The sequence below is a fragment of the Streptomyces rubellus genome (assembly GCF_036323805.1).
In the GTDB taxonomy this organism is placed as follows: Bacteria; Actinomycetota; Actinomycetes; order Streptomycetales; family Streptomycetaceae; genus Streptomyces.
Map to the genome: position 1 here is coordinate 99,343 of NZ_JAZDCX010000010.1, position 18,442 is coordinate 117,784.

The window sequence follows — 18,442 nt, forward strand, 5'->3', positions numbered from 1 at the left end:
AGTGAACCCCGTCAACGGCCTCCTCGGCGACACCGTGCTCCAGCTCCTCCTGCTGGCCGTCGTCGCCCTCCCGCTGCTCGGCGCGGTCGCCGCCCTGCTGCCCGCCCCGCCCGGGCTGCGGGGCCGCGACCCCGGGCAGGCGGTGCTGCGCCACGGCGTCACCGTCACCGGCGCCGTCCTGGCCGCCGCGCTGCTCCTGCTGCTCGGCTTCGACCACGACCGCCCCGGCACCATGCAGGCCACCACCGACGTCGGCTGGATCCCGGCGCTGGACGTCCGCCTCCACTTCGGCGTGGACGGCGTCTCGCTGCCGCTGGTGGTGCTGACCGCGCTGCTGTCCTTCCTGTGCGCGCTGTACTCCTGCCACCGGATGCCCGCCGGTCCGCGCCCGGCGGCGTTCGTCGCGCTGCTGCTGGTCCTGGAGTCCGGCACGCTGGCGACCTTCGCCGCCCTGGACCTGATGGTGTTCTTCCTCGCCTTCGAGACGGTCCTGATCCCGATGTACTTCCTGATCGCCCGCTGGGGCGGCGGGGGCCGGGAGGCGGCGGCCCGGAAGTTCGTCCTGTTCACCCTGCTCGGATCCGTGGTGATGCTGCTCGGGCTGCTGCTGCTCGGCCTGACCGCGCCCGGCGGCCCCACCTTCGACATGACCGTGCTCGCGGCGAACCGCGGCCGGGGGGTGAGCCACTCCGTCCAGCTCCTGGCCGCCCTCGCCATCGGGATCGGCCTGGCGGTCAAGACGCCGATGTGGCCGCTGCACAGCTGGCTGCCGGACGCCCACACCGCCGCCCCGACCGTCGGCTCGGTCCTGCTGGCGGGCGTCCTGCTGAAGATGGGCACCTACGGCCTGGTCCGCATCGTCCTGCCCATGGCCCCCGACGGCATCCACACCCTGGCCCCCTACCTGGGCGCGTTCGCCGTCACCGGCATCGTCTACGGATCGCTGGCCTGCCTCTTCCTCGCCCGGCGCGGCAACGGCGGCGACCTCAAGCGGCTCATCGCCTACTCCTCCGTGGGCCACATGGGCTTCGTGCTGCTGGGCATCGCCACCCTCACCCGCGCCGGGGTCAACGGCGCGCTGTTCGCCAACATCGCGCACGGGCTGATCACCGGTCTGCTGTTCTTCCTCGTCGGCGGCATCAGGGAACGCACCGGCACCACCGATCTGGACCGGCTCTCGCCGGACGCCGGCGGCGCGGCGCTGTACGGGCGCGCCCCCCGGCTGGGCGGGCTGCTGGCCTTCGGCGCGGTGGCCTCGCTGGGACTGCCGGGGCTGGCCGGGTTCTGGGGGGAGATGCTCGCCCTGCTCGGCTCGTACCACCCCGCCGACGGGCTCAGCCGCCCGGCGTACCTGGTGTTCATGGCCGTGGCCGCCTTCGGCACCCTGCTGACCGCCGCCTATCTGCTGGTGGTGGTGCGCCGGGTGTGCATGGGGCGGCCGCCGACCTCGGGCGCCACCCTCGCGCTCGCCGACGTGCGCGCCCACGAGTTCGCCGCCTGGCTCCCGCTCGTCGTCCTCACCGTCCTGGCCGGACTGTGGCCCGCGCTCCTCCTCGGGCTGACCGAACCGGCCGTGCAGACCCTCCTGCCGGGAGTCAGCCGATGACGCCGATGCCGCAGCTCGCCCAGAGCGCCGTCCAGTCCGTCGACTGGCTCGCCATCGCCCCGCCCGTCCTCGCCGCCCTGGGCGCCGTGACCGTACTGGTCGCCGACCTGTTCCTGCCCGGGCACCGCAAGCCGCTCCTGGGGTGGCTGGCCACCGGCTTCCTGGCGCTCGCCGTGCTGTCCCTGCTGCCGCTGCTCGACGGGGGCCGCACCACCTTCTGCCTCACCGACGACCCGGCGGTGTGCTCCTACGCCGCCGACCCGTTCGCCCTGGCCGTGCAGTTCCTGGTGCTCGGCGCCGCCCTGCTCACGGCGCTGCTGTCGATGACGGCGGTACGGGAGGAGGGGCTGCCGGGCGGCGAGTACTGGTTCCTGCTGCTGTCCTCCGCCGCGGGCGCCGCCCTGCTGCCCGCCGCCCGCGACCTGGCCACCCTGATCGTGGCCCTGGAGGTCGCCTCCCTGCCGTCCTTCGCGCTGGTCGGGCTGCGCCGCGGGGACGGGCGCTCCGCCGAGGCGGCCCTGAAGTTCTTCCTCTCCTCGGTCACCGCCACCGCCGTCAGCCTGCTGGGCGTCAGCTTCGTCTACGCCGCCACCGGCGCCGTCCACCTGGACCGGGTCGCCGGGGGGCTGCGCGAGGTGGACCCGGCCCTGGGCACCCTGGCCGCCGCCGGGGTCGCCCTCACCCTCGTCGGCTTCGCCTTCAAGACCGCCGCCGTCCCCTTCCACTTCTGGGTGCCGGACACCTACGCCGGCGCGCCGCTGCCGGTGGCCGCCTATCTGTCGGTGATCGGCAAGGCGGTCGGCTTCTCGGGGCTGATCCTGGTGACGGTGGTGGCCTTCCCGGCGTACGACCACGTCTGGGGCCCGGTCCTGGCCGTCCTCGCGGCCCTGACGATGACCGGGGGCAACGTCGCCGCCCTGCGGCAGCGCCCCGGCCGCGCGCACAGCGCGGTACGCCTGCTGGCCTGGTCCTCCGTCGGCCAGGCGGGCTACCTGCTGGTGCCGATCGCCGCCGCGGCGTACACCGGCGACCCGGGGACGGCCGTCGGCGCGACCGTCGCGTACGCCCTGATGTACGCCGCCGTGAACCTCGGCGCCTTCGGCGTCGCCGTCCAGGTCGGCCGCACCGCCGCCGCCAACCGGATCACCGACTACCGCGGTCTGTGGTCCACCCATCCGCTCGCCGCGCTCGCCCTGGCCTTCTTCCTGCTCTGCCTGGCCGGGCTGCCGCCGGGGATCGTCGGGCTGTTCGCCAAGGTCGCGGTCCTCTCGGTGGCCGTGGACGCGGGCCTGGGCTGGCTGGCGGTGGTGATGGCGGTGAACGTCGTGATCGCCCTCCGCTACTACCTGGCGTGGACGGCCCAGCTCTTCCGCGCGCCCGGGGCCGTGCCCGGGGCGGCTCCCGAGCACGCCCGGGCCCCGGCCCCCGCCGTCCGCGCCCGGCCGCGTCCCACCGCACCGCTCACCGCCGCGATCGGCCTGGCCGCCGCCCTGGGCGTCGTCCTCTCGGGCGCTCCCCAGCTGGTGATGCGCTTCGCCGCCGGGACACTGCTCTGACCGGGGAGTAGCCGGGCGCGGCCGGGAGCCCGCCGGGAACCCAGCCCCGCCACCTGGCGTTGACCTTTCAGGAAGGGTCCGCCGAATCCGCCAGAAGACGGAGACACCGCCACAAGAGGGCTGTGGAAGGACCATGCCAAGGGTTCCCCTGCCGCACCACCTGGAGGGCGTACCGTGCACCGCCGGCACAACGGTCTGAAGACCGCCCTGCTCCTCGGGGGACTGTCCGCGCTCATCATCGTCATCGGCAGTTTCTTCGGCCGTACGGGCCTGGTCGTCGCGCTCGTCCTGGCGATCGGCACCAACGCCTACGCGTACTGGAACAGCGACAAACTGGCCCTGCGCGCGATGCGGGCCCGCCCCGTCAGCGAGTTCGAGGCCCCGGGCCTCTACCGCATGGTCCGCGAGCTGTCCACGGCGGCCCGCCAGCCCATGCCGCGCCTGTACATCTCGCCGACCCAGGCCCCCAACGCGTTCGCCACCGGCCGCAACCCGCGCAACGCGGCGGTCTGCTGCACCGACGGCATCCTGCGCCTGCTGAACGAACGGGAGCTGCGCGGCGTCATCGGACACGAGCTGAGCCATGTCCACAACCGCGACATCCTGATCTCCTCCGTCGCGGGCGCGCTGGCCTCGGTGGTGATGTTCCTGGTCAACTTCGCCTGGCTGATCCCGTTCGGCCGCTCCGACGACGACGAGGGCCCCGGTCTGCTCGGCCTGCTGCTGATCATGCTGCTCGGCCCGCTCGCCGCGTCCCTGATCCAGCTCGCCGTCAGCCGCTCCCGCGAGTACGAGGCGGACTCCTCCGGGGCCCGGCTCACCGGCGACCCACTCGCCCTGGCCTCCGCCCTGGCCAAGCTGGAGGCCGGCACCAAGCGGCTCCCGCTGCCGCCCGAGCCCCGGCTGGAGACGACCAGCCATCTGATGATCGCCAACCCGTTCCGTCCCGGTGACGGGATGACCAGGATGTTCTCCACCCACCCGCCGATGGCCGAGCGCATCGCCCGGCTGGAGCGCATGGCCGGAGGAGGAAACCCGTGAGGACGCTGCTCAACGTCGTCTGGCTGCTCTTCTCCGGGCTGTGGATGGCCCTGGGGTACGCCGTCGCGGGTCTGGTCTGCCTCGTGCTGATCGTCACGATCCCCTGGGGCATCGCCTGCTTCCGGATCGCCGCCTACGCGCTGTGGCCCTTCGGGCAGCGGGTCGTCGAGCGGCCCGGCGCCGGGGTCGCCTCCGGGGTGGGGAACGTCGTGTGGCTGGTCTTCGCCGGGATATGGCTCACCCTCGGCCACCTCGCCGCGGGGATCGGCTTCTTCCTGACGGTCATCGGCATACCGTTCGGCATCGCCCACTTCAAGATGATCCCGGTCTCGCTGATGCCGCTGGGCCGCGAGATCGTCCCCAGCGACACCGCGTACCCGTCGTACCGCTGGAGCGCGTCCCGCTGAGCCCGCCGGGCGGTGTCACTCCCCGGCGGGGCCCGGCCCGGCCGGGGGCGCGGTCTCCCACGGCGCGGGCCCGGTGCCGTCGCTCCAGGCCAGCAGCGCCTCCCGGCCGACGCACAGGATCCCGCACTGCTCGGCGTACTCGACGGCCGGCGCGGTGAAGTCGCTGGTGGTCACCACGGCCGCCACCTCGGCCTCGTGGACGGTCCAGCAGGTGCCGCCGAAGCGCTGCACGTCCTGCGAGCCGACCTTGTTGGTCTCGCCGTAGTGCTTGCACTGGACGACCACGCGCCGCCCGTCCGGGGCGGTGGCCAGCACATCGGCGCCCAGATCGCCCGCTCCGCCGACGACCGACACGTCCCGGCAGCCGTCCCGCTCGCACAGGGCGGCGACGGCCTGCTCGAACCGCTCCGCGTCCAGCGCGTCGTAGTACGCGCCGTGGTCCGCCGCCGGTACGGAACCGGTGAGCTCCACCGTGGGTTCCGCGGGCTCCACGGGGTCCACGAACTCCGCGGGCTCCGCCGCCGCGGGCACGGCCGTCTCCGCCGCCCCCGGGAGCGGCCGGAGCGGCTGCCGCTCCGGCGCCGGTTCCTCCAGCGTCTCCAGGGCGGCCTCGGCGCCCTCGTCCAGCGCCTCGGCGGCCCGCCGCGCCGCCCTGGCCGCCCGCAGCCGCCTCCTGCCGCGCAGCAGACCCGCGACCGCCGGCGCGGTGAGCAGGCAGAGCGCGACGGCCGCGACCGGATGCCGCCCCGCCGCCTCGACCACCACCCGCCCGGCGAACCACAGACCGCACAGGACGATCGCGGCCAGTACGAACCACAGGGTGGTCCTGCGCAGGCTGAAGGCGGTCCCACCACCCGCCGGACGCGGACGGTGCGCGGGTGCGGTCATCGGCCTCGATCCCCCCTGGCTCCTCGCGGACTCCTCCGGCACTGATCATTACGCCGTCTGCCCCGGATCACCGCGTTCAACAGCACACCGGCCGCCCCGGCCGGTGAACCCGGCGGCCCGCCCGGCCACCCTCCCGGGCGTACTCGATCACCGGTGTTCGGCGATTCCGGGAAAGAGGCGGCGGCATGGCCTTCACCGGCAGAGCGGTCCTGCTCACCGGGGTGAGATCCGGCATCGGAGCCGTGTTCGCGCGGCGCTTCGCCGAGCGGGGCGCGGCCCCGGTGCTCGCCGCCGGGAGGGAGCGGGAACTGACCGCTCCCGCTCCCGCTCCCGCTTCCGGACCGGCCGACCTGGCCGAGTCCGGCGCCGGGACGCGGCCCGCGCGGGAGGTGGCGGAGCGGGGCCTCGCTGTCGACACCCTCGTCAACGACGCGGGAGCGGGCAGCGTCACCGGCTTCGCCGACGCCGAGCCGTCCTGCGTCACCGCCGAGATACAGCTCAGCGCCGTCTCCCTGGTGGAGCTCACCACCACTTCCTGCCCCGGTTCGCCGGTGCGGGACACGGCACCGTGCTCGACGTCGCCGGCATGACCGCCTGTCTGCCGGTGCCGAAGATGGCCTTCTACGCGGCGAGCAAGGCGTTCGTGCCGAGCTCCGCCGAGGCCCTGCGGTACGAGACGCGCGGCACCGGCGTCACCGTCCTGGCCGCTCTCCCCGGGCCCCGCCCGCACCGGCTTCCACCGGGCCTCCGGAACCCGGGAGGGGGAAGGGCTTCCAGACCCCGGAGCAGCTCGTCGACCGGGCCCGGCGGCCTGATCCGGGCCGTCAGCAGCCGATGCCGATGCAGCCCTGCTCGAAGACCTGCTCGCCGTCCACCCTGCCCACGACGGAGAAGCCGTCGAACCGCACCCCGTTGTCGTCGGTGGTGATCTCCGGGTTGTCGCCCGCCTCGGCGACCATCTCGGCGTCCCCGCCGTCCACGGTGGTGCCCTCGCAGGTGACGGTCAGGTCCGTGCCGCTGCCCTCGTCGACGCAGGTGAGATCGCCGTCGATCTCGTGCCCGGCCTGGTCGAAGGCGAGCTCCCCCGCCTCGGCCGCGCTGTTGCGGGCGAGCGACCCGGTGATCTCCCGTCCGTCGCTGCCCTCCTCCCCGCAGCCGGAGAGCGAGAAGGCGAGCGCTCCGCACAGCAGCGCGGCGGGCAGGGTGTTCCGTACGGTCCTCTTCCGCATGCGTCCTCCAGTCCTCGGGTGTCCGGGGTGGTTCGCATCCGGGTTCCCTGAACGGCGCGCCTGTCAACCTCCCGCGCGTGCGGGCCTCTCGCCGTGCCGCGCCTTCCGGGGAGCGCGGCCGGGCGCTCGGCACCGGGCTCCGGCCCGGTGCCGAGCGCCCGGCCGGTGGCTCAGCGGTAGTTCACGAACTGCAGCGCGAAGTCGAAGTCCTTGCCCTTCAGCAGGGCGATGACCTCCTGGAGGGCGTCCCGGCTCTTGGAGCTGACCCGCAGTTCGTCGCCCTGCACCTGGGCCTTGACGCCCTTGGGACCCTCGTCGCGGATGATCTTCGCGATCTTCTTGGCGTTGTCCTGGGAGATGCCCTCCTGGACCGACGCGACGAGCTTGTACTCCTTGCCGGAGGCCTGCGGCTCACCGGTCTCCAGGGACTTGAGGGAGATGCCGCGCTTGATCAGCTTGGACTGGAAGACGTCGAGGATGGCCTTCACCCGCTCCTCGGAGTTGGCGCGCATCTCGATGTTCTCACCCGACCAGGCGATGGACGCGTCCACGCCCTTGAAGTCGTAGCGCTGGGAGATCTCCTTCGCGGCCTGGTTGAGGGCGTTGTCGACCTCCTGCCGCTCGACCTTCGAGACGATGTCGAAACTGGAGTCGGCCATCGTGGATTGGCTCCTCGTACTCGGATCCGTCAGATTCCGGCCCGCCGGGCGGTCCGTGCCCGTCAGCCTAGTCATCCACCCGGTCGTCCACCGAGGTGATCCACCGGCGGACAACCAGGTGGCGGACCACCCCCTGCCATCGGGTATGGTTGTCCGCGTCGCCACGGGGTGAATCCCCGGGCGGCGAAACCCCAGGCGGTGTGCCCGAGCGGCCAAAGGGAGCAGACTGTAAATCTGCCGGCTCAGCCTTCCCAGGTTCGAATCCTGGCGCCGCCACTTTCCGAGGACCGGCCCCCGACCAGCGCAAGCGGTCGGGGGCCGGTCCCGTTCCGGGTGCCCGGCGCGCCGCCCGCGCGGTCCCGGCGGCGTGGACGGGCGGGTGGACGGCTGGTCAGCCGGTCTGGGGGAGCCATCCGTCGCCCCCCAGGGGATAGCCGTACAGGGGGCGGCCTTCCACGGCCGCCGTGCGCAGGGGGCCGCCGGTGTCGACGCGCAGCGTGCCGCGGCGGTCGCCGCTGGACCACTCCAGTTCCAGGAACCAGGTCACGTCGTGGGCGGCGGTGTGGCCGGTGACGTACAGCACCAGGGGATCGGTCTCGGTCACCGAGTAGGGGAAGTCCCGCTGCCCCGCCACCGGCACGGCCTCCGGAGTCCCCTTGTCCAGGTCGACGTCGAAGGACTTGGTGGGGACGTCGCCGCCGCAGCCGATGCCCATGGCGTAGGCGTTCCAGGCCAGGGGGGCGCCGCGCTCGACCACGCGGACGTGCAGATCCTGCAGTACGACCGTCTCCGCGCCGGTGCCCTGGACGGTGAGCTCGACGAGGTGGTCGTCGGTGGAGACGGCGCCCAGCGCGTTCACCCAGCCGGGGGCTTCCTGCTCGGTCGGCGGTGGCGGCGGCACCTGCCCCGGCGGGCGGTCGACCAGGTAGTGCTCCGTACAGGGGTGGTCCCAGGCGTACGGGCGCGCGGCGACCGTCAGCGGCACGGCGTCCCGCGGCGCCTCGGGCGCGGCCCGACGCGCTCCGTCCGGGGCGGACGGGGCGGTGCCGCCCGGTGCGGTGGAGGCGGAGACGGATGCGGAGGGCCGCCCGGTGGTGCGCGGAGCGGTGGGCGAGGGGGAGCGCGACCCGCCGAGGTGCGGTGTCCGCCGGGCGGCGGGCCCGTCGGCGGACGCGGTCGACGGCGGCTCCTGCCGCCGGGATTCCTCGCCCGGCAGGGCCAGGGCCAGGGCGGCGGAGGCCAGGACCGCGGCGGTGGCCATCGCGGAGAGCCAGACCGTGCGCCGCCTGCGGACGGACCGCGTGCTCCCCGCCGGGCCGGGAGCGGCCGGAACGGGCCGCTCCTCCTCCCCCTCCGGCCGGGCACCGGGGCCGGCGTTCCCTCCGGCGGTGCTCCCCCTTTCGGCGTGCTCCCCGCCGGCCCCCTGCGCGTCCTGAACCGCCGCCTCCGGCCGGACGGCGGGCGGCGGAGCGGCGGACGGCCGGTCCGCGCCGGTCGCCGCCCGCTTGTCCCGCAGCCGTGCGGCGTCCGCCAGCAGCCACCGCCGGTGCAGCTCGGCGAGCTCCTCCGGCGTCGCCCTGCACAGCCGCGCCAGCCGCTCCACCGGTGCGTAGTCCGCCGGTACCGCGTCGCCGTTGCAGTAGCGGTGCAGCGTCGACGGACTCATGTGCAGCCGCTTGGCCAGCACGCCGTAGCTCAGTCCCGAACGCTCCTTCAGCACCCGCAGCAGCGCCGCGAGATCCGTTCTCTCCCCAGCCTCCGCCATCTTCCCCATCCCGTTCGGTCATTCGAGGTGAGGGGCATTCCCCCAGGTCAACACCGGTGCGAATGTTCCACCCTCCCGGAAGCCCCCCAGTTCCTGGCGGATGGGACGGATCACGGCGCAGCCTCGGGCCATCCAAGCACGCCGCCTCCCGGCAACCGAGCGAGGCGCCGCGCCGAACCAGCCATTCCCAAGGGGGGAACCACCATGTCCGCACGCATCGCCCGCTCCCGTACCCGTCTCCTTCTCACCGCCGGCACCGCGGCCCTCGCCGCGTTCTCGCTGACCGCCTGCGGAGGAAGCGACGAGGGAGTGAAGACGGAGGGGAAGGCCGCGGCCTCGATCACCTCCCCGGCCGGGGACACCGGCCCGCGGCAGGTCCCGGCCGGGGCCGCCGGGTCCGAGGAAGCCGACGGTCAGGAGACCGGGAAGCGGGCCGACGGCGGTGAGCGGACCAACGGCGGTGAGCGGGCCGACGACGCCGCCAGCGGCGCGCGGAAGGCCGCCACCGGCGGCTCGCGGACCAGCACCGAGCCGGTCACCTGCACCCCGCGCAACACCAGGATCACCGTCACCGAGGTGTCCCGGCCCGTCAACCACCTGCTGCTGACCGCCACCAACACCGGCACCAGGCCCTGCTTCGCCTACGGCGCCCCGTTCCTGCGCTTCGACGAGGGGCACGCCGCCCTCCCGGTCGTCCGGGACAGCGTGCCGCAGGCGGTCGTCACGCTCGAACCCGGGCAGTCCGCGTACGCGGGCGTCGGCACCTACTCCCCCGACGGCCACGAGGACGGCACCGCCCGCACCCTGGGCGTGCTGTTCGCCGACCGGAACGGGGAGTCCACCGGCACCGAGGTGAAGCTGCCCCTGCCCGGGGAGGGCGTCACGGTCAACAGCGGCGCCCAGGTCACCTACTGGCAGTCGGACCTGGACGACGCCCTGGCCTGGTGACCCACCACCGGGACCGGGCACACCGGGACCGGACGCGCCGTTCCCCGGCGGCATGACGCAGCCGGGGAACGGCGGGCGCTTCGCACCGTCCGGCCCGTCCGGTCAGTCCGGCACCTCGGTCGCCTCCGCCGCCAGCGCGGCGACGGCCTGGTCGACCGGGGTGGGGCCGCCGATCAGTTCCAGGGTCACCCGTACCGTGCGCGGGTCGTCGAGCAGGGCGAGGAGCACGGCGGCCACATCGTCCCGGGGGATGTCCGCGCGGCCGGTGCGGGCCGCCAGCTCCACCTCGCCGGTGCCCGGTTCGTCGGTGAGGCGGCCGGGGCGCAGGATCGTCCAGTCCAGGTTGACCCGGCGGCGGAGGTCCTCCTCCGCGGCGCCCTTGGCGCGCAGATAGGCGGCGAAGACCGGGTCCATGTCCGGCGGGGGCTCCACGTCCGCGCCCATCGAGGAGACCAGCACGAACCGGCGCACGTCGGCCCGCTCGGCGGCGTCCGCGAACAGGACCGCCGCCGCGCGGTCCACGGCGTCCTTGCGGTCCACCCCGCTGCCCGGGCCCGCGCCCGCCGCGAAGACCGCGGCGTCGGCCCCCTGGAGGTGTCGGGCGACCTCCTCCACGGACGCCGACTCCAGATCGCAGACGACCGGCTCGGCGCCCGCCTCCCGCAGGTCGTCCGCCTGCTCGGGCCGTCGGATCAGTCCCGCGACCTCGTCCCCGCGCCCGGCGAGCAACCGCTCCAGCCGCAGCGCGATCTGTCCGTGTCCACCAGCGATGACTGTGCGCATACCTCCGACCGTACGCCGTGCGGGGCCCCGGCCGGCGGATCAGCGCTGTGACTGGCGGGGCAGTCCCAGTTCGTCGGCCGCGTCGCAGTACTCCCGCACCGCGCTGGTGCGGGCCACCACCCGGCCGCGGTGGACGACCAGCCTGCTGTACCCCAGGGAGAGCACCCCGGCGAGGTCCGTGCCGCGCACGGCCAGAAGCTCCGCCGGGAAACCCGCCTCGATCCGCACCGGGGGCAGCCCCATGACCTCCCGGGCCCGGGCGCTCACCGCCTCGTACGCCGCCCGCGGGGCGAGCCGGTCGCGCGAGGCCAGCAGATAGGCCGCCTCCAGCGGGTCGCCGCGGCCCACCGGGTTGGCCGCGTCGCGCAGCGCGCCGCTGCCCGCCGCGACCCGTACGCCCGCCGCCCGCAGCAGCCGTACCGGGGCGGCGGGCGGGCTAGTGTCCCGGCTCTCCCGGGCGGCGCGCTCCAGCAGCCCGCAGCCACCCTGCGGCAGGCAGACCACCGTCACTCCGGCCGCCGCGAGCGCCTCGGCGGTACGGGCCGCGACCTCGTGCGGCAGCCGGGCCAGCCCGTCGCACGGGCCGACGGCCACCCGCGGCCGCAGCCCGCCCGCCGCCGCGGCGAGCCGGGCCAGCCGGGCCGGGTCGGCACCGTCGGTGTGCAGGTCCACCGCGCAGCCGTACTCGGCGGCGACCGCCAGTACGGCCTCCGCGCAGCCGGCCGGGTCGGGGTCGAGGTCCGGGCAGCAGCCCACCGCCGTGGCGCCCATGGCCACCGCGTCGCGCAGCATCGCCAGCCCGTCCGCACCCGCCGCACCGGTCAGTACCCGGGGCACGGCCACGGGGGTGAGGTCCGCCAGCCCGCGCAGGGCGTGCCGGACCCGGAGCACGGCCCGCAGGGTGCGCAGCCCGGCGACCCCGCCGATCCGCACGTGGGTGCGCAGCGCGGTCGCGCCGTGGCCGAGCTGGAGCAGGGCGGCCTCCGCGGTGCGCCGCTGGACGCAGCGCGGCTCGTACGGGTCGGCGGACCCGGACCCGGCGGTCAGCGCGGTGTCGTGATGGGCGTGGGGTTCGGCGGGCGCGGGCAGCAGCAGATAGCCGGTGAGGTCCACGCGGGCGGTCCGGGCCGCCGGGGCGGAGAGGCTGCCCGGGGTGCCGACCGCCGTGATCCGCCCGCCGCCGATCCGTACGTCCACGGTGCGGCCGTCGGTGAGGCGGGCACCGCACAGGACGAGCCCCTCCGGCCCCGGGGCCTCGTGCGCGGGTGCCTCGGAGACCTCGGAGACACCGTGTTCGTGCTCCGCCGGTTCCTGCGGCTGGCTGCCGGGCATGCGCCTCCCGCGGTTCGCTCATGATCGCCGGTCCGGGGGCCGAGCCTACGGCCGGACCGGGCCGGGAAGGGGACGACAGCGCACGGAAGCCCATAAGTCGTACCGGTGGCCGGGTACACGATCGGGCGGTGGTGGCCGATACGGATTTCACGTTCGGCGCCCGGACCGTGTAATGTCTTCATCGCTCGCCCCAATAGCTCAGTCGGCAGAGCGTCTCCATGGTAAGGAGAAGGTCTACGGTTCGATTCCGTATTGGGGCTCTGATGTGTGAGGTCCCCCGCTCCGGCGGGGGCGTCCGCATCGCGGCGGTGTAGCTCAGTCGGTAGAGCAAACGGCTCATAATCGTTGTGTCACCGGTTCGAGTCCGGTCACCGCTACCTCACCCAGTAGCCGATTGCGGGGTCGGTCCTCCGATCGGCTACTCTTTCTGCGTTAAGCCCATCCCGTTCGTCAAGGAGCACTCACGTGGCTGCCACAGACGTCCGCCCGAAGATCACGCTGGCCTGCGTGGAGTGCAAGGAGCGGAACTACATCACCAAGAAGAACCGGCGCAACAACCCGGATCGTCTGGAGATGAAGAAGCACTGCCCGCGCTGCAACGCGCACACCGCGCACCGCGAGACGCGATAACGCCGCGACCGACAAGGCCGCCGCTCACCCACGTCAGCCTGAGGCCGTCCCCGTCGCGGGGGCGGCCTCAGGGCGTTGCGGAGGCGACTTTCCGGCCGACGACGTCCAGCACCCAGTAGGCACCGACAAGTCCAGCAAGCCGTATGGAGGTACCGGGCCATGGCGCTCGACCAGTCCTTCGTGGGGCGGAGCTATCCACCCACCGCACCGTACGAGGTCGGCCGGGAGAAGATCCGCGAGTTCGCCGAGGCGATCGGGGACACCCACCCCGCCTACACGGACCCGGCGGCGGCCGCGGAGCTCGGCCACCCGGACGTGATCGCCCCGCCCACCTTCGCCTTCACCCTCACCTTCCGGGCGGCCGGCGAGGTCATCCGGGACCCGGCGCTCGGCCTGGACTACAGCCGGGTGGTCCACGGCGACCAGCGGTTCGCCCACACCCGGCCGGTGCGCGCCGGGGACCGGCTCTCGGTGACCTCCACCATCGAGTCGGTCAAGTCGCTCGCCGGGAACGACATCCTGGACGTCCGCGGCGAGGTGCGCGACGAGAGGGGCGAGCTCGTGGTGACCGCCTGGACCAAGCTGGTGGCCCGCGCCGCGCGGGACGAGTCCGCCGAGAACACCGGAAAGCAGGGGGAGTGACGGACATGGCAGCGCGGATCGCCTACGCGGACGTCGAGGTCGGCACCGAGCTCCCCGCGCGGAGCTTCCCCGTGGACCGTGCCGCGCTCGTGCGCTACGCGGGCGCCTCCGGCGACTTCAACCCGATCCACTGGAACGAGCGGTTCGCCCGCGAGGTCGGCCTCCCCGACGTCATCGCGCACGGCATGTTCACCATGGCCCAGGCCGCCCGGGTGGTGACCGACTGGGCGGGTGACCCGGGTGCGCTCGTGGAGCACGGCGTGCGCTTCACCAAGCCCGTCGTCGTCCCCGACGACGACAAGGGCGCGGTCATCGAGGTCTCCGGGAAGGTCGCCGCCAAGCTGGACGACGAGGCCCGCACCGTCCGGGTGGACCTGACGGCGACCAGCGCGGGCCAGAAGGTGCTGGGCATGTCCCGCGCGGTGGTCCGGCTGGCCTGAGCCCGGCCGTACGTCCCCGGTGCCGCCGCACGGCGGCACCGTCCGGCGGCACGGGGCCGGGGCCCGCCCGTACGCGGCGAGGCCGCCCGGCCGCCGTACGGCCGTCCCCGTACGCTTGGGGCGTGCAGGAACTCCACGACGCCCCCCTCGCCCCGCTGACCACCTTCCGGCTGGGCGGCCCGGCCCGCCGCCTGGTGGTGGCCAGCACCGACGAGGAGGTGACCGAGGCGGTGCGCGCCGCCGACGCCTCGGGCACCCCGCTGCTGCTCGTCGGCGGCGGCAGCAACCTCGTCGTCGCCGACGAGGGCTTCGACGGCACCGCCCTGCGCGTCGCCACCACCGGCTTCCGCCTGGAGGGCACCCGGCTGGAGCTGGCCGCGGGCGAGAACTGGTCCGCCGCCGTGGCCCGCACCGTCGAGGCGGGACTGGCGGGCGTCGAGTGCCTGGCCGGGATCCCCGGCTCCGCCGGCGCGACGCCGATCCAGAACGTCGGCGCGTACGGCCAGGAGGTCGCCGCCACGATCACCGAGGTCGTCGCCCACGACCGCCGCACCGACGAGACCGTCACCCTCCCCGCCGCCGAGTGCGGCTTCTCCTACCGGCACAGCCGCTTCAAGGCCGATCCGGAGCGCTTCGTCGTGCTGCGCGTCCGCTTCGAACTGGAGGACGCCGGCGGGCTCTCCGCCCCGGTCCGCTACGCCGAGACCGCCCGTGCGCTGGGCGTGGCGGTCGGCGAGCGGGTGCCCGTGGAGCGGGCCCGCGAGACCGTCCTCAAGCTCCGCGCCGGCAAGGGCATGGTCCTCGACCCGGAGGACCACGACACCTGGTCCGCGGGCTCCTTCTTCACCAACCCCGTCCTGACCGAGGACGGGTACGCCGCCTTCCTCGCCCGCGTCGCCGAGCGGCTCGGTCCGGACGCCGTCCCGCCCGCCTACCCGGCGGGGGAGGGGCTGGTGAAGACCTCCGCCGCCTGGCTGATCGACAAGGCGGGCTTCGCCAAGGGGTACGGCGAGGGCCCGGCCCGGATCTCCACCAAGCACACCCTCGCCCTGACCAACCGGGGCTCGGCCACCACCGCCGACCTGCTGGCCCTGGCCCGCGAGGTCCGCGACGGGGTGTACGAGGCGTTCGGCGTGCGGCTGGTCAACGAGCCGGTGACGGTCGGCTGCGCCCTGTAAGGGCCTTGCGGAGGGCGCGCGGTCGGCCGCGCCCCGGGGCCGTCCGGAATCGCTGCCGGGCCGGGGCCTCGCGGGCGCGCCGACGCACGCTCACCCCACGCCGGGAGACGGTGGTCCGGGAGGTACGCGCCCGTCCCGCGGCCCCGTGCCCCTCAGCCCCCGGCGCCCGCCGTGTCCCCCGGCGGTGCCGCCAGCCAGGCGTCGATGTCCGCCAGCAGCTCCTTGCGGACGCTCTCCGGCGCGCGCGAGCCGCGCACCGACTGCCGGGCCAGCTCCGCCAGCTCCGCGTCCGTGAAGCCGTGGTACCGCCGGGCGATCTCGTACTGCGCCGCCAGCCGGGAGCCGAACAGCAGCGGGTCGTCGGCGCCCAGCGCCATCGGCACGCCCGCCTCGAACAGCGTCCGCAGCGGTACGTCCTCGGGCCTGTCGTACACGCCCAGCGCCACGTTGGACGCCGGGCAGACCTCGCAGGTCACCTGGTGCTCGGCCAGCCGGGCCAGCAGCCGCGGCTCCTCGGCGGCCCGCACCCCGTGCCCGATGCGGCCCGCGCGCAGGTCGTCCAGGCAGTCGGCGACGGACGCCGGGCCCGACAGCTCGCCGCCGTGCGGGGCCGCCAGCAGCCCGCCCCGGCGCGCGATGGCGAAGGCCCTGTCGAAGTCCCGGGCGAAACCGCGCCGCTCGTCGTTGGAGAGCCCGAAGCCGACGACCCCGCGGTCGGCGTAGCGCACCGCCAGCCGGGCCAGGGTGCGGGCTTCCAGCGGGTGCTTGACGCGGTTGGCGGCGATCAGCACCCGCATGCCGAGTCCGGTCTCCCGGCTCGCGCCCTCCACCGCGTCCAGGATGATCTCGATGGCCGGGATCAGCCCGCCCAGCCGCGGCGCGTACGAGGTGGGGTCGACCTGGATCTCCAGCCAGCGCGAGCCGTCCCGCACGTCCTCCTCGGCGGCCTCGCGGACCAGCCGCCGGATGTCCTCCGGCGAGCGCAGGCAGGAGCGCGCGATGTCGTACAGCCGCTGGAAGCGGAACCAGCCCCGCTCGTCCGTGGCCCGCAGTTTCGGCGGTGTGCCGCCGCTCAGGGCGTCCGGCAGGTGGACGCCGTACCGGTCGGCGAGCTCCAGCAGGGTGCCGGGCCGCATCGATCCGGTGAAGTGCAGGTGCAGGTGGGCCTTCGGGAGTTGACGGACGTCGCGAGCGCTTTCCATCCATGGATTTTGCCGCATGCCGCGACACGCCCGGAACCGCGGCCCCCGATCGGGGACGGCGTGAACACACGAGCGGGCCCCGGAAGATCCCGGGGCCCGCTCGGGGCCGGGCTCAGCGCGCCTCGGCCAGCAGCTTCTGGATGCGGGAGACGCCCTCGACGAGGTCCTCGTCGCCCAGCGCGTACGACAGCCGCAGATAGCCGGGGGTGCCGAACGCCTCACCGGGGACGACCGCGACCTCGGCCTCCTCCAGGATCACCTCGGCCAGTTCCACGCTGGTGGCCGGACGGCGGCCGCGGATCTCCTTCCCCAGCACGCCCTTGACCGACGGGTACGCGTAGAAGGCGCCCTCCGGCTCGGGGCAGGTGACGCCGTCGATCTCGTTCAGCATCCGCACGATCGTCCTCCGGCGGCGGTCGAACGCCTCGCGCATCCGGGACACGGCCGTCAGATCGCCGGAGACGGCGGCCAGCGCGGCGGCCTGCGAGACGTTGGCGACGTTGGAGGTGGCGTGCGACTGGAGGTTCGCGGCGGCCTTCACCACGTCCTTCGGAGCGATGATCCAGCCCACCCGCCAGCCGGTCATGGCGTAGGTCTTGGCCACGCCGTTGACCACGACACAGCGGTCGGCCAGCTCGGGCACGACCACCGGCAGCGACGAGCTCTGTCCTTCAGCGCCGGCGCGCGCGGCCGCTTCCCCGTAGACGAGGTGCTCGTAGATCTCGTCGGTGAGCACCCACAGCCCGTGCTCGGCGGCCCAGCGGCCGATCTCCTCGACCTGGGCGCGGGAGTAGACCGCGCCGGTCGGGTTGGAGGGGGAGACGAACACCAGCGCCTTGGTCCGCTCGGTGCGGGCCGCCTCCAGCTGCTCCACGGTGGCGCGGTAGCCGGTGGTCTCGTCGGTGACCACCGGGACCGGCACACCGCCCGCGAGCTTGACCGACTCGGGGTAGGTGGTCCAGTACGGGGCGGGGAGGACGACCTCGTCGCCCGGGTCGAGGATCGCGGCGAAGGCCTCGTAGATGGCCTGCTTGCCACCGTTGGTGACCAGCACCTGGGAGGTCTCGACCGCGTAGCCGGAGTCGCGCAGCGTCTTGGCGACGATCGCCTCCTTCAGCTCGGGGAGCCCGCCGGCCGGGGTGTAGCGGTGGAAGCGCGGATCCCGGCAGGCCTCCACCGCCGCCTCGACGATGTAGTCGGGGGTCGGGAAGTCGGGCTCGCCCGCACCGAAGCCGATCACCGGCCGTCCGGCGGCCTTGAGCGCCTTGGCCTTGGCGTCGACGGCGAGGGTGGCGGACTCGGAGATCGAGCCGATCCGGGCCGAGACCCGGCGCTCGGTGGGCGACTGGTTGGCAGGATTCGCAGCGGTCATAGGGGCATCGTCGCAGACCGGGCGGGAGCCGGGCACACCGGTTTGGACGGACCGGGGCGGGCCCGGGGCGGAAGCCGGCGGGAGGACGGCCGGGGGAGCCCGGGGGCGGTCCGGGGCTACGTGTTCGACGCCGGGGCGGGAAGCACGTACACTCGTGCGTCGTTGGCCCCGGCCGATCAGCTTCGAATCGTGTACTCCGCGAGGCCGTTCGGATGCTGTAGGTTGGGAGGCGACAAAGGGTCGTAGCTCAATTGGTAGAGCACTGGTCTCCAAAACCAGCGGTTGGGGGTTCAAGTCCCTCCGGCCCTGCTACACGCATCTGGCACAGGTGCGTGCACGTGTACGTACTGGACGCACCGCCGTACGGCCGGGCCGGACGCGGCACGGCACGCGGCCAGGACCCGGATGCAGGTGAGGACGAGTGGCGGAGATCACGGACTCCATCGAGGTCCCCGAGCCCGGGCGGTCGCAGGACGACAGCAAGCCCCGGCGCGGCGGCAAGCGCGGAAAGAAGGGCCCCCTGGGCCGTTTCGCGCTCTTCTACCGACAGATCGTCGCAGAGCTGCGCAAGGTCGTCTGGCCCACGAAGCGCCAGCTCTCGACGTACACCACAGTGGTGATCATTTTTGTCGTCATCGTCATCGGCCTGGTGACCGTGATTGACTGGGGGTTCACCGAGGTCGTCAAGTTCGTCTTCGGCTGATCCGCCCGCGGAGGGTGCCTCCCGGGCACCTTTCCGCATGTTCGACCCCTTGAAGCCAGGA

Annotated in this window: 18 protein-coding genes, 4 tRNA genes and 1 pseudogene; 15 read left to right on the forward strand and 8 right to left on the reverse strand. The window is 74.1% G+C overall.

The genetic code is table 11. From position 1 onward, the window contains the following. The first annotated feature begins 1 nt into the window (after position 1). The 4 genes from V1L54_RS13855 to V1L54_RS13870 all read left to right on the forward strand — a co-directional run bounded on the left by V1L54_RS13855 (position 2) and on the right by V1L54_RS13870 (position 4,610). Positions 2–1,606, forward strand: a complete 1,605-nt coding sequence (locus V1L54_RS13855; protein WP_330118290.1) for a complex I subunit 4 family protein — start codon at positions 2–4, stop codon at positions 1,604–1,606. Then, positions 1,603–3,162: an NADH-quinone oxidoreductase subunit N gene (locus V1L54_RS13860; protein ID WP_443076621.1), complete on the forward strand. Its 1,560-nt coding sequence runs from the start codon at positions 1,603–1,605 to the stop codon at positions 3,160–3,162. The genes V1L54_RS13855 and V1L54_RS13860 overlap by 4 nt, the downstream gene beginning before the upstream one ends. Before the next feature lie 174 nt (positions 3,163–3,336). Continuing rightward, on the forward strand, positions 3,337–4,203 hold the full coding sequence (gene htpX / locus V1L54_RS13865) for a zinc metalloprotease HtpX (protein WP_330118291.1): 867 nt from the start codon (positions 3,337–3,339) through the stop codon (positions 4,201–4,203). Beyond that, the gene (locus V1L54_RS13870) at positions 4,200–4,610 is read left to right on the forward strand and encodes a YccF domain-containing protein (protein WP_330118292.1); all 411 of its coding nucleotides are present in this window, start codon (positions 4,200–4,202) and stop codon (positions 4,608–4,610) included. Before htpX ends, V1L54_RS13870 begins: the two co-directional genes overlap by 4 nt. Positions 4,611–4,625: 15 nt before the next feature. Here the strand turns inward: V1L54_RS13870 and V1L54_RS13875 are convergent, their stop codons facing one another. Beyond that, complete coding sequence (locus tag V1L54_RS13875; RefSeq protein WP_330118293.1) at positions 4,626–5,498, reverse strand: restriction endonuclease; 873 nt, start codon at positions 5,496–5,498, stop codon at positions 4,626–4,628. 185 nt (positions 5,499–5,683) lie between these two features. Between V1L54_RS13875 and V1L54_RS29475 the strand changes: the two are divergent. Beyond that, positions 5,684–6,426, forward strand: a pseudogene (locus V1L54_RS29475) (SDR family NAD(P)-dependent oxidoreductase). On the opposite strand, the gene V1L54_RS13885 reads toward V1L54_RS29475, so the two are convergent. Together V1L54_RS13885 and V1L54_RS13890 are read right to left on the reverse strand one after the other, a co-directional pair. After that, entirely contained in the window at positions 6,323–6,727 is a 405-nt protein-coding gene (locus V1L54_RS13885; protein WP_330118295.1) for a hypothetical protein, read from the reverse strand. The pseudogene V1L54_RS29475 and the gene V1L54_RS13885 sit on opposite strands and share 104 nt — an antisense overlap. Before the next feature lie 170 nt (positions 6,728–6,897). Next, positions 6,898–7,386, reverse strand: a complete 489-nt coding sequence (locus V1L54_RS13890; RefSeq protein ID WP_330118296.1) for a YajQ family cyclic di-GMP-binding protein — start codon at positions 7,384–7,386, stop codon at positions 6,898–6,900. Positions 7,387–7,580: 194 nt separating this feature from the next. Between V1L54_RS13890 and V1L54_RS13895 the strand changes: the two genes are divergently transcribed. After that, positions 7,581–7,662 (forward strand) — tRNA-Tyr (locus V1L54_RS13895). 115 nt (positions 7,663–7,777) lie between these two features. Here V1L54_RS13895 and V1L54_RS13900 read toward each other — a convergent pair. Beyond that, a complete protein-coding gene (locus V1L54_RS13900; protein WP_330118297.1) occupies positions 7,778–9,151 on the reverse strand; it encodes a transcriptional regulator in 1,374 nt (457 codons plus the stop codon). 204 nt (positions 9,152–9,355) lie between these two features. On the opposite strand from V1L54_RS13900, the gene V1L54_RS13905 reads away from it, so the two are divergent. Then, positions 9,356–10,099, forward strand: a complete 744-nt coding sequence (locus V1L54_RS13905) for a DUF4232 domain-containing protein (RefSeq protein ID WP_330118298.1) — start codon at positions 9,356–9,358, stop codon at positions 10,097–10,099. Positions 10,100–10,201: 102 nt separating this feature from the next. Here the strand turns inward: V1L54_RS13905 and V1L54_RS13910 are convergent, their stop codons facing one another. Together V1L54_RS13910 and V1L54_RS13915 are read right to left on the reverse strand one after the other, a co-directional pair. After that, positions 10,202–10,882 carry an NAD(P)H-binding protein gene (locus V1L54_RS13910; RefSeq protein ID WP_330118299.1) on the reverse strand — a complete coding sequence of 227 codons (681 nt, stop codon included), beginning with the start codon at positions 10,880–10,882 and terminating at the stop codon, positions 10,202–10,204. A gap of 39 nt (positions 10,883–10,921) precedes the next feature. Continuing rightward, positions 10,922–12,214, reverse strand: coding sequence for an amidohydrolase family protein (locus V1L54_RS13915; protein WP_330118300.1), 1,293 nt, complete (start codon positions 12,212–12,214; stop codon positions 10,922–10,924). A 187-nt stretch (positions 12,215–12,401) separates the two neighbouring features. Here V1L54_RS13915 and V1L54_RS13920 point away from each other — a divergent pair. From V1L54_RS13920 to V1L54_RS13945, 6 genes are all read left to right on the forward strand, one after another. Then, positions 12,402–12,474: transfer RNA gene (locus V1L54_RS13920), tRNA-Thr, on the forward strand. 44 nt (positions 12,475–12,518) lie between these two features. Then, positions 12,519–12,591, forward strand: a tRNA-Met gene (locus V1L54_RS13925). 88 nt (positions 12,592–12,679) lie between these two features. Beyond that, positions 12,680–12,844 (forward strand): 50S ribosomal protein L33, encoded by a 165-nt coding sequence (gene rpmG / locus V1L54_RS13930; RefSeq protein ID WP_003948671.1) that lies wholly within the window; start codon positions 12,680–12,682, stop codon positions 12,842–12,844. A 159-nt stretch (positions 12,845–13,003) separates the two neighbouring features. Then, entirely contained in the window at positions 13,004–13,486 is a 483-nt protein-coding gene (locus tag V1L54_RS13935) for an FAS1-like dehydratase domain-containing protein (RefSeq protein WP_330118301.1), read from the forward strand. A 5-nt stretch (positions 13,487–13,491) separates the two neighbouring features. Then, positions 13,492–13,926 carry a MaoC family dehydratase gene (locus tag V1L54_RS13940; protein WP_330118302.1) on the forward strand — a complete coding sequence of 145 codons (435 nt, stop codon included), beginning with the start codon at positions 13,492–13,494 and terminating at the stop codon, positions 13,924–13,926. 122 nt (positions 13,927–14,048) lie between these two features. Further along, entirely contained in the window at positions 14,049–15,104 is a 1,056-nt protein-coding gene (locus V1L54_RS13945) for a UDP-N-acetylmuramate dehydrogenase (RefSeq protein ID WP_330118303.1), read from the forward strand. A gap of 152 nt (positions 15,105–15,256) precedes the next feature. On the opposite strand, the gene V1L54_RS13950 is transcribed toward V1L54_RS13945, so the two are convergent. Together V1L54_RS13950 and V1L54_RS13955 are read right to left on the reverse strand one after the other, a co-directional pair. Further along, positions 15,257–16,306 carry an adenosine deaminase gene (locus V1L54_RS13950; protein ID WP_330118304.1) on the reverse strand — a complete coding sequence of 350 codons (1,050 nt, stop codon included), beginning with the start codon at positions 16,304–16,306 and terminating at the stop codon, positions 15,257–15,259. 112 nt (positions 16,307–16,418) lie between these two features. Next, positions 16,419–17,678: a pyridoxal phosphate-dependent aminotransferase gene (locus V1L54_RS13955; RefSeq protein WP_330118305.1), complete on the reverse strand. Its 1,260-nt coding sequence runs from the start codon at positions 17,676–17,678 to the stop codon at positions 16,419–16,421. Positions 17,679–17,914: 236 nt separating this feature from the next. Here V1L54_RS13955 and V1L54_RS13960 point away from each other — a divergent pair. Both V1L54_RS13960 and secE read left to right on the forward strand, forming a co-directional pair. Next, positions 17,915–17,987, forward strand: a tRNA-Trp gene (locus V1L54_RS13960). Between the two features lie 112 nt (positions 17,988–18,099). After that, positions 18,100–18,381 carry a preprotein translocase subunit SecE gene (gene secE, locus V1L54_RS13965; RefSeq protein WP_443076622.1) on the forward strand — a complete coding sequence of 94 codons (282 nt, stop codon included), beginning with the start codon at positions 18,100–18,102 and terminating at the stop codon, positions 18,379–18,381. Positions 18,382–18,442: the final 61 nt, after the last annotated feature.

Coding starts and splice junctions, on each gene's coding strand:
- V1L54_RS13875 (WP_330118293.1), bottom strand. CDS start 5,498: ATGACCGCACCCGCGCACCGTCCGCGTCCGGCGGGTGGTGGGACCGCC.
- V1L54_RS13950 (WP_330118304.1), bottom strand. CDS start 16,306: ATGGAAAGCGCTCGCGACGTCCGTCAACTCCCGAAGGCCCACCTGCAC.
- V1L54_RS13955 (WP_330118305.1), bottom strand. CDS start 17,678: ATGACCGCTGCGAATCCTGCCAACCAGTCGCCCACCGAGCGCCGGGTC.
- V1L54_RS13940 (WP_330118302.1), top strand. CDS start 13,492: ATGGCAGCGCGGATCGCCTACGCGGACGTCGAGGTCGGCACCGAGCTC.
- V1L54_RS13915 (WP_330118300.1), bottom strand. CDS start 12,214: ATGCCCGGCAGCCAGCCGCAGGAACCGGCGGAGCACGAACACGGTGTC.
- V1L54_RS13935 (WP_330118301.1), top strand. CDS start 13,004: ATGGCGCTCGACCAGTCCTTCGTGGGGCGGAGCTATCCACCCACCGCA.
- V1L54_RS13885 (WP_330118295.1), bottom strand. CDS start 6,727: ATGCGGAAGAGGACCGTACGGAACACCCTGCCCGCCGCGCTGCTGTGC.
- V1L54_RS13905 (WP_330118298.1), top strand. CDS start 9,356: ATGTCCGCACGCATCGCCCGCTCCCGTACCCGTCTCCTTCTCACCGCC.
- V1L54_RS13890 (WP_330118296.1), bottom strand. CDS start 7,386: ATGGCCGACTCCAGTTTCGACATCGTCTCGAAGGTCGAGCGGCAGGAG.
- V1L54_RS13860 (WP_443076621.1), top strand. CDS start 1,603: ATGACGCCGATGCCGCAGCTCGCCCAGAGCGCCGTCCAGTCCGTCGAC.
- V1L54_RS13910 (WP_330118299.1), bottom strand. CDS start 10,882: ATGCGCACAGTCATCGCTGGTGGACACGGACAGATCGCGCTGCGGCTG.
- V1L54_RS13900 (WP_330118297.1), bottom strand. CDS start 9,151: ATGGCGGAGGCTGGGGAGAGAACGGATCTCGCGGCGCTGCTGCGGGTG.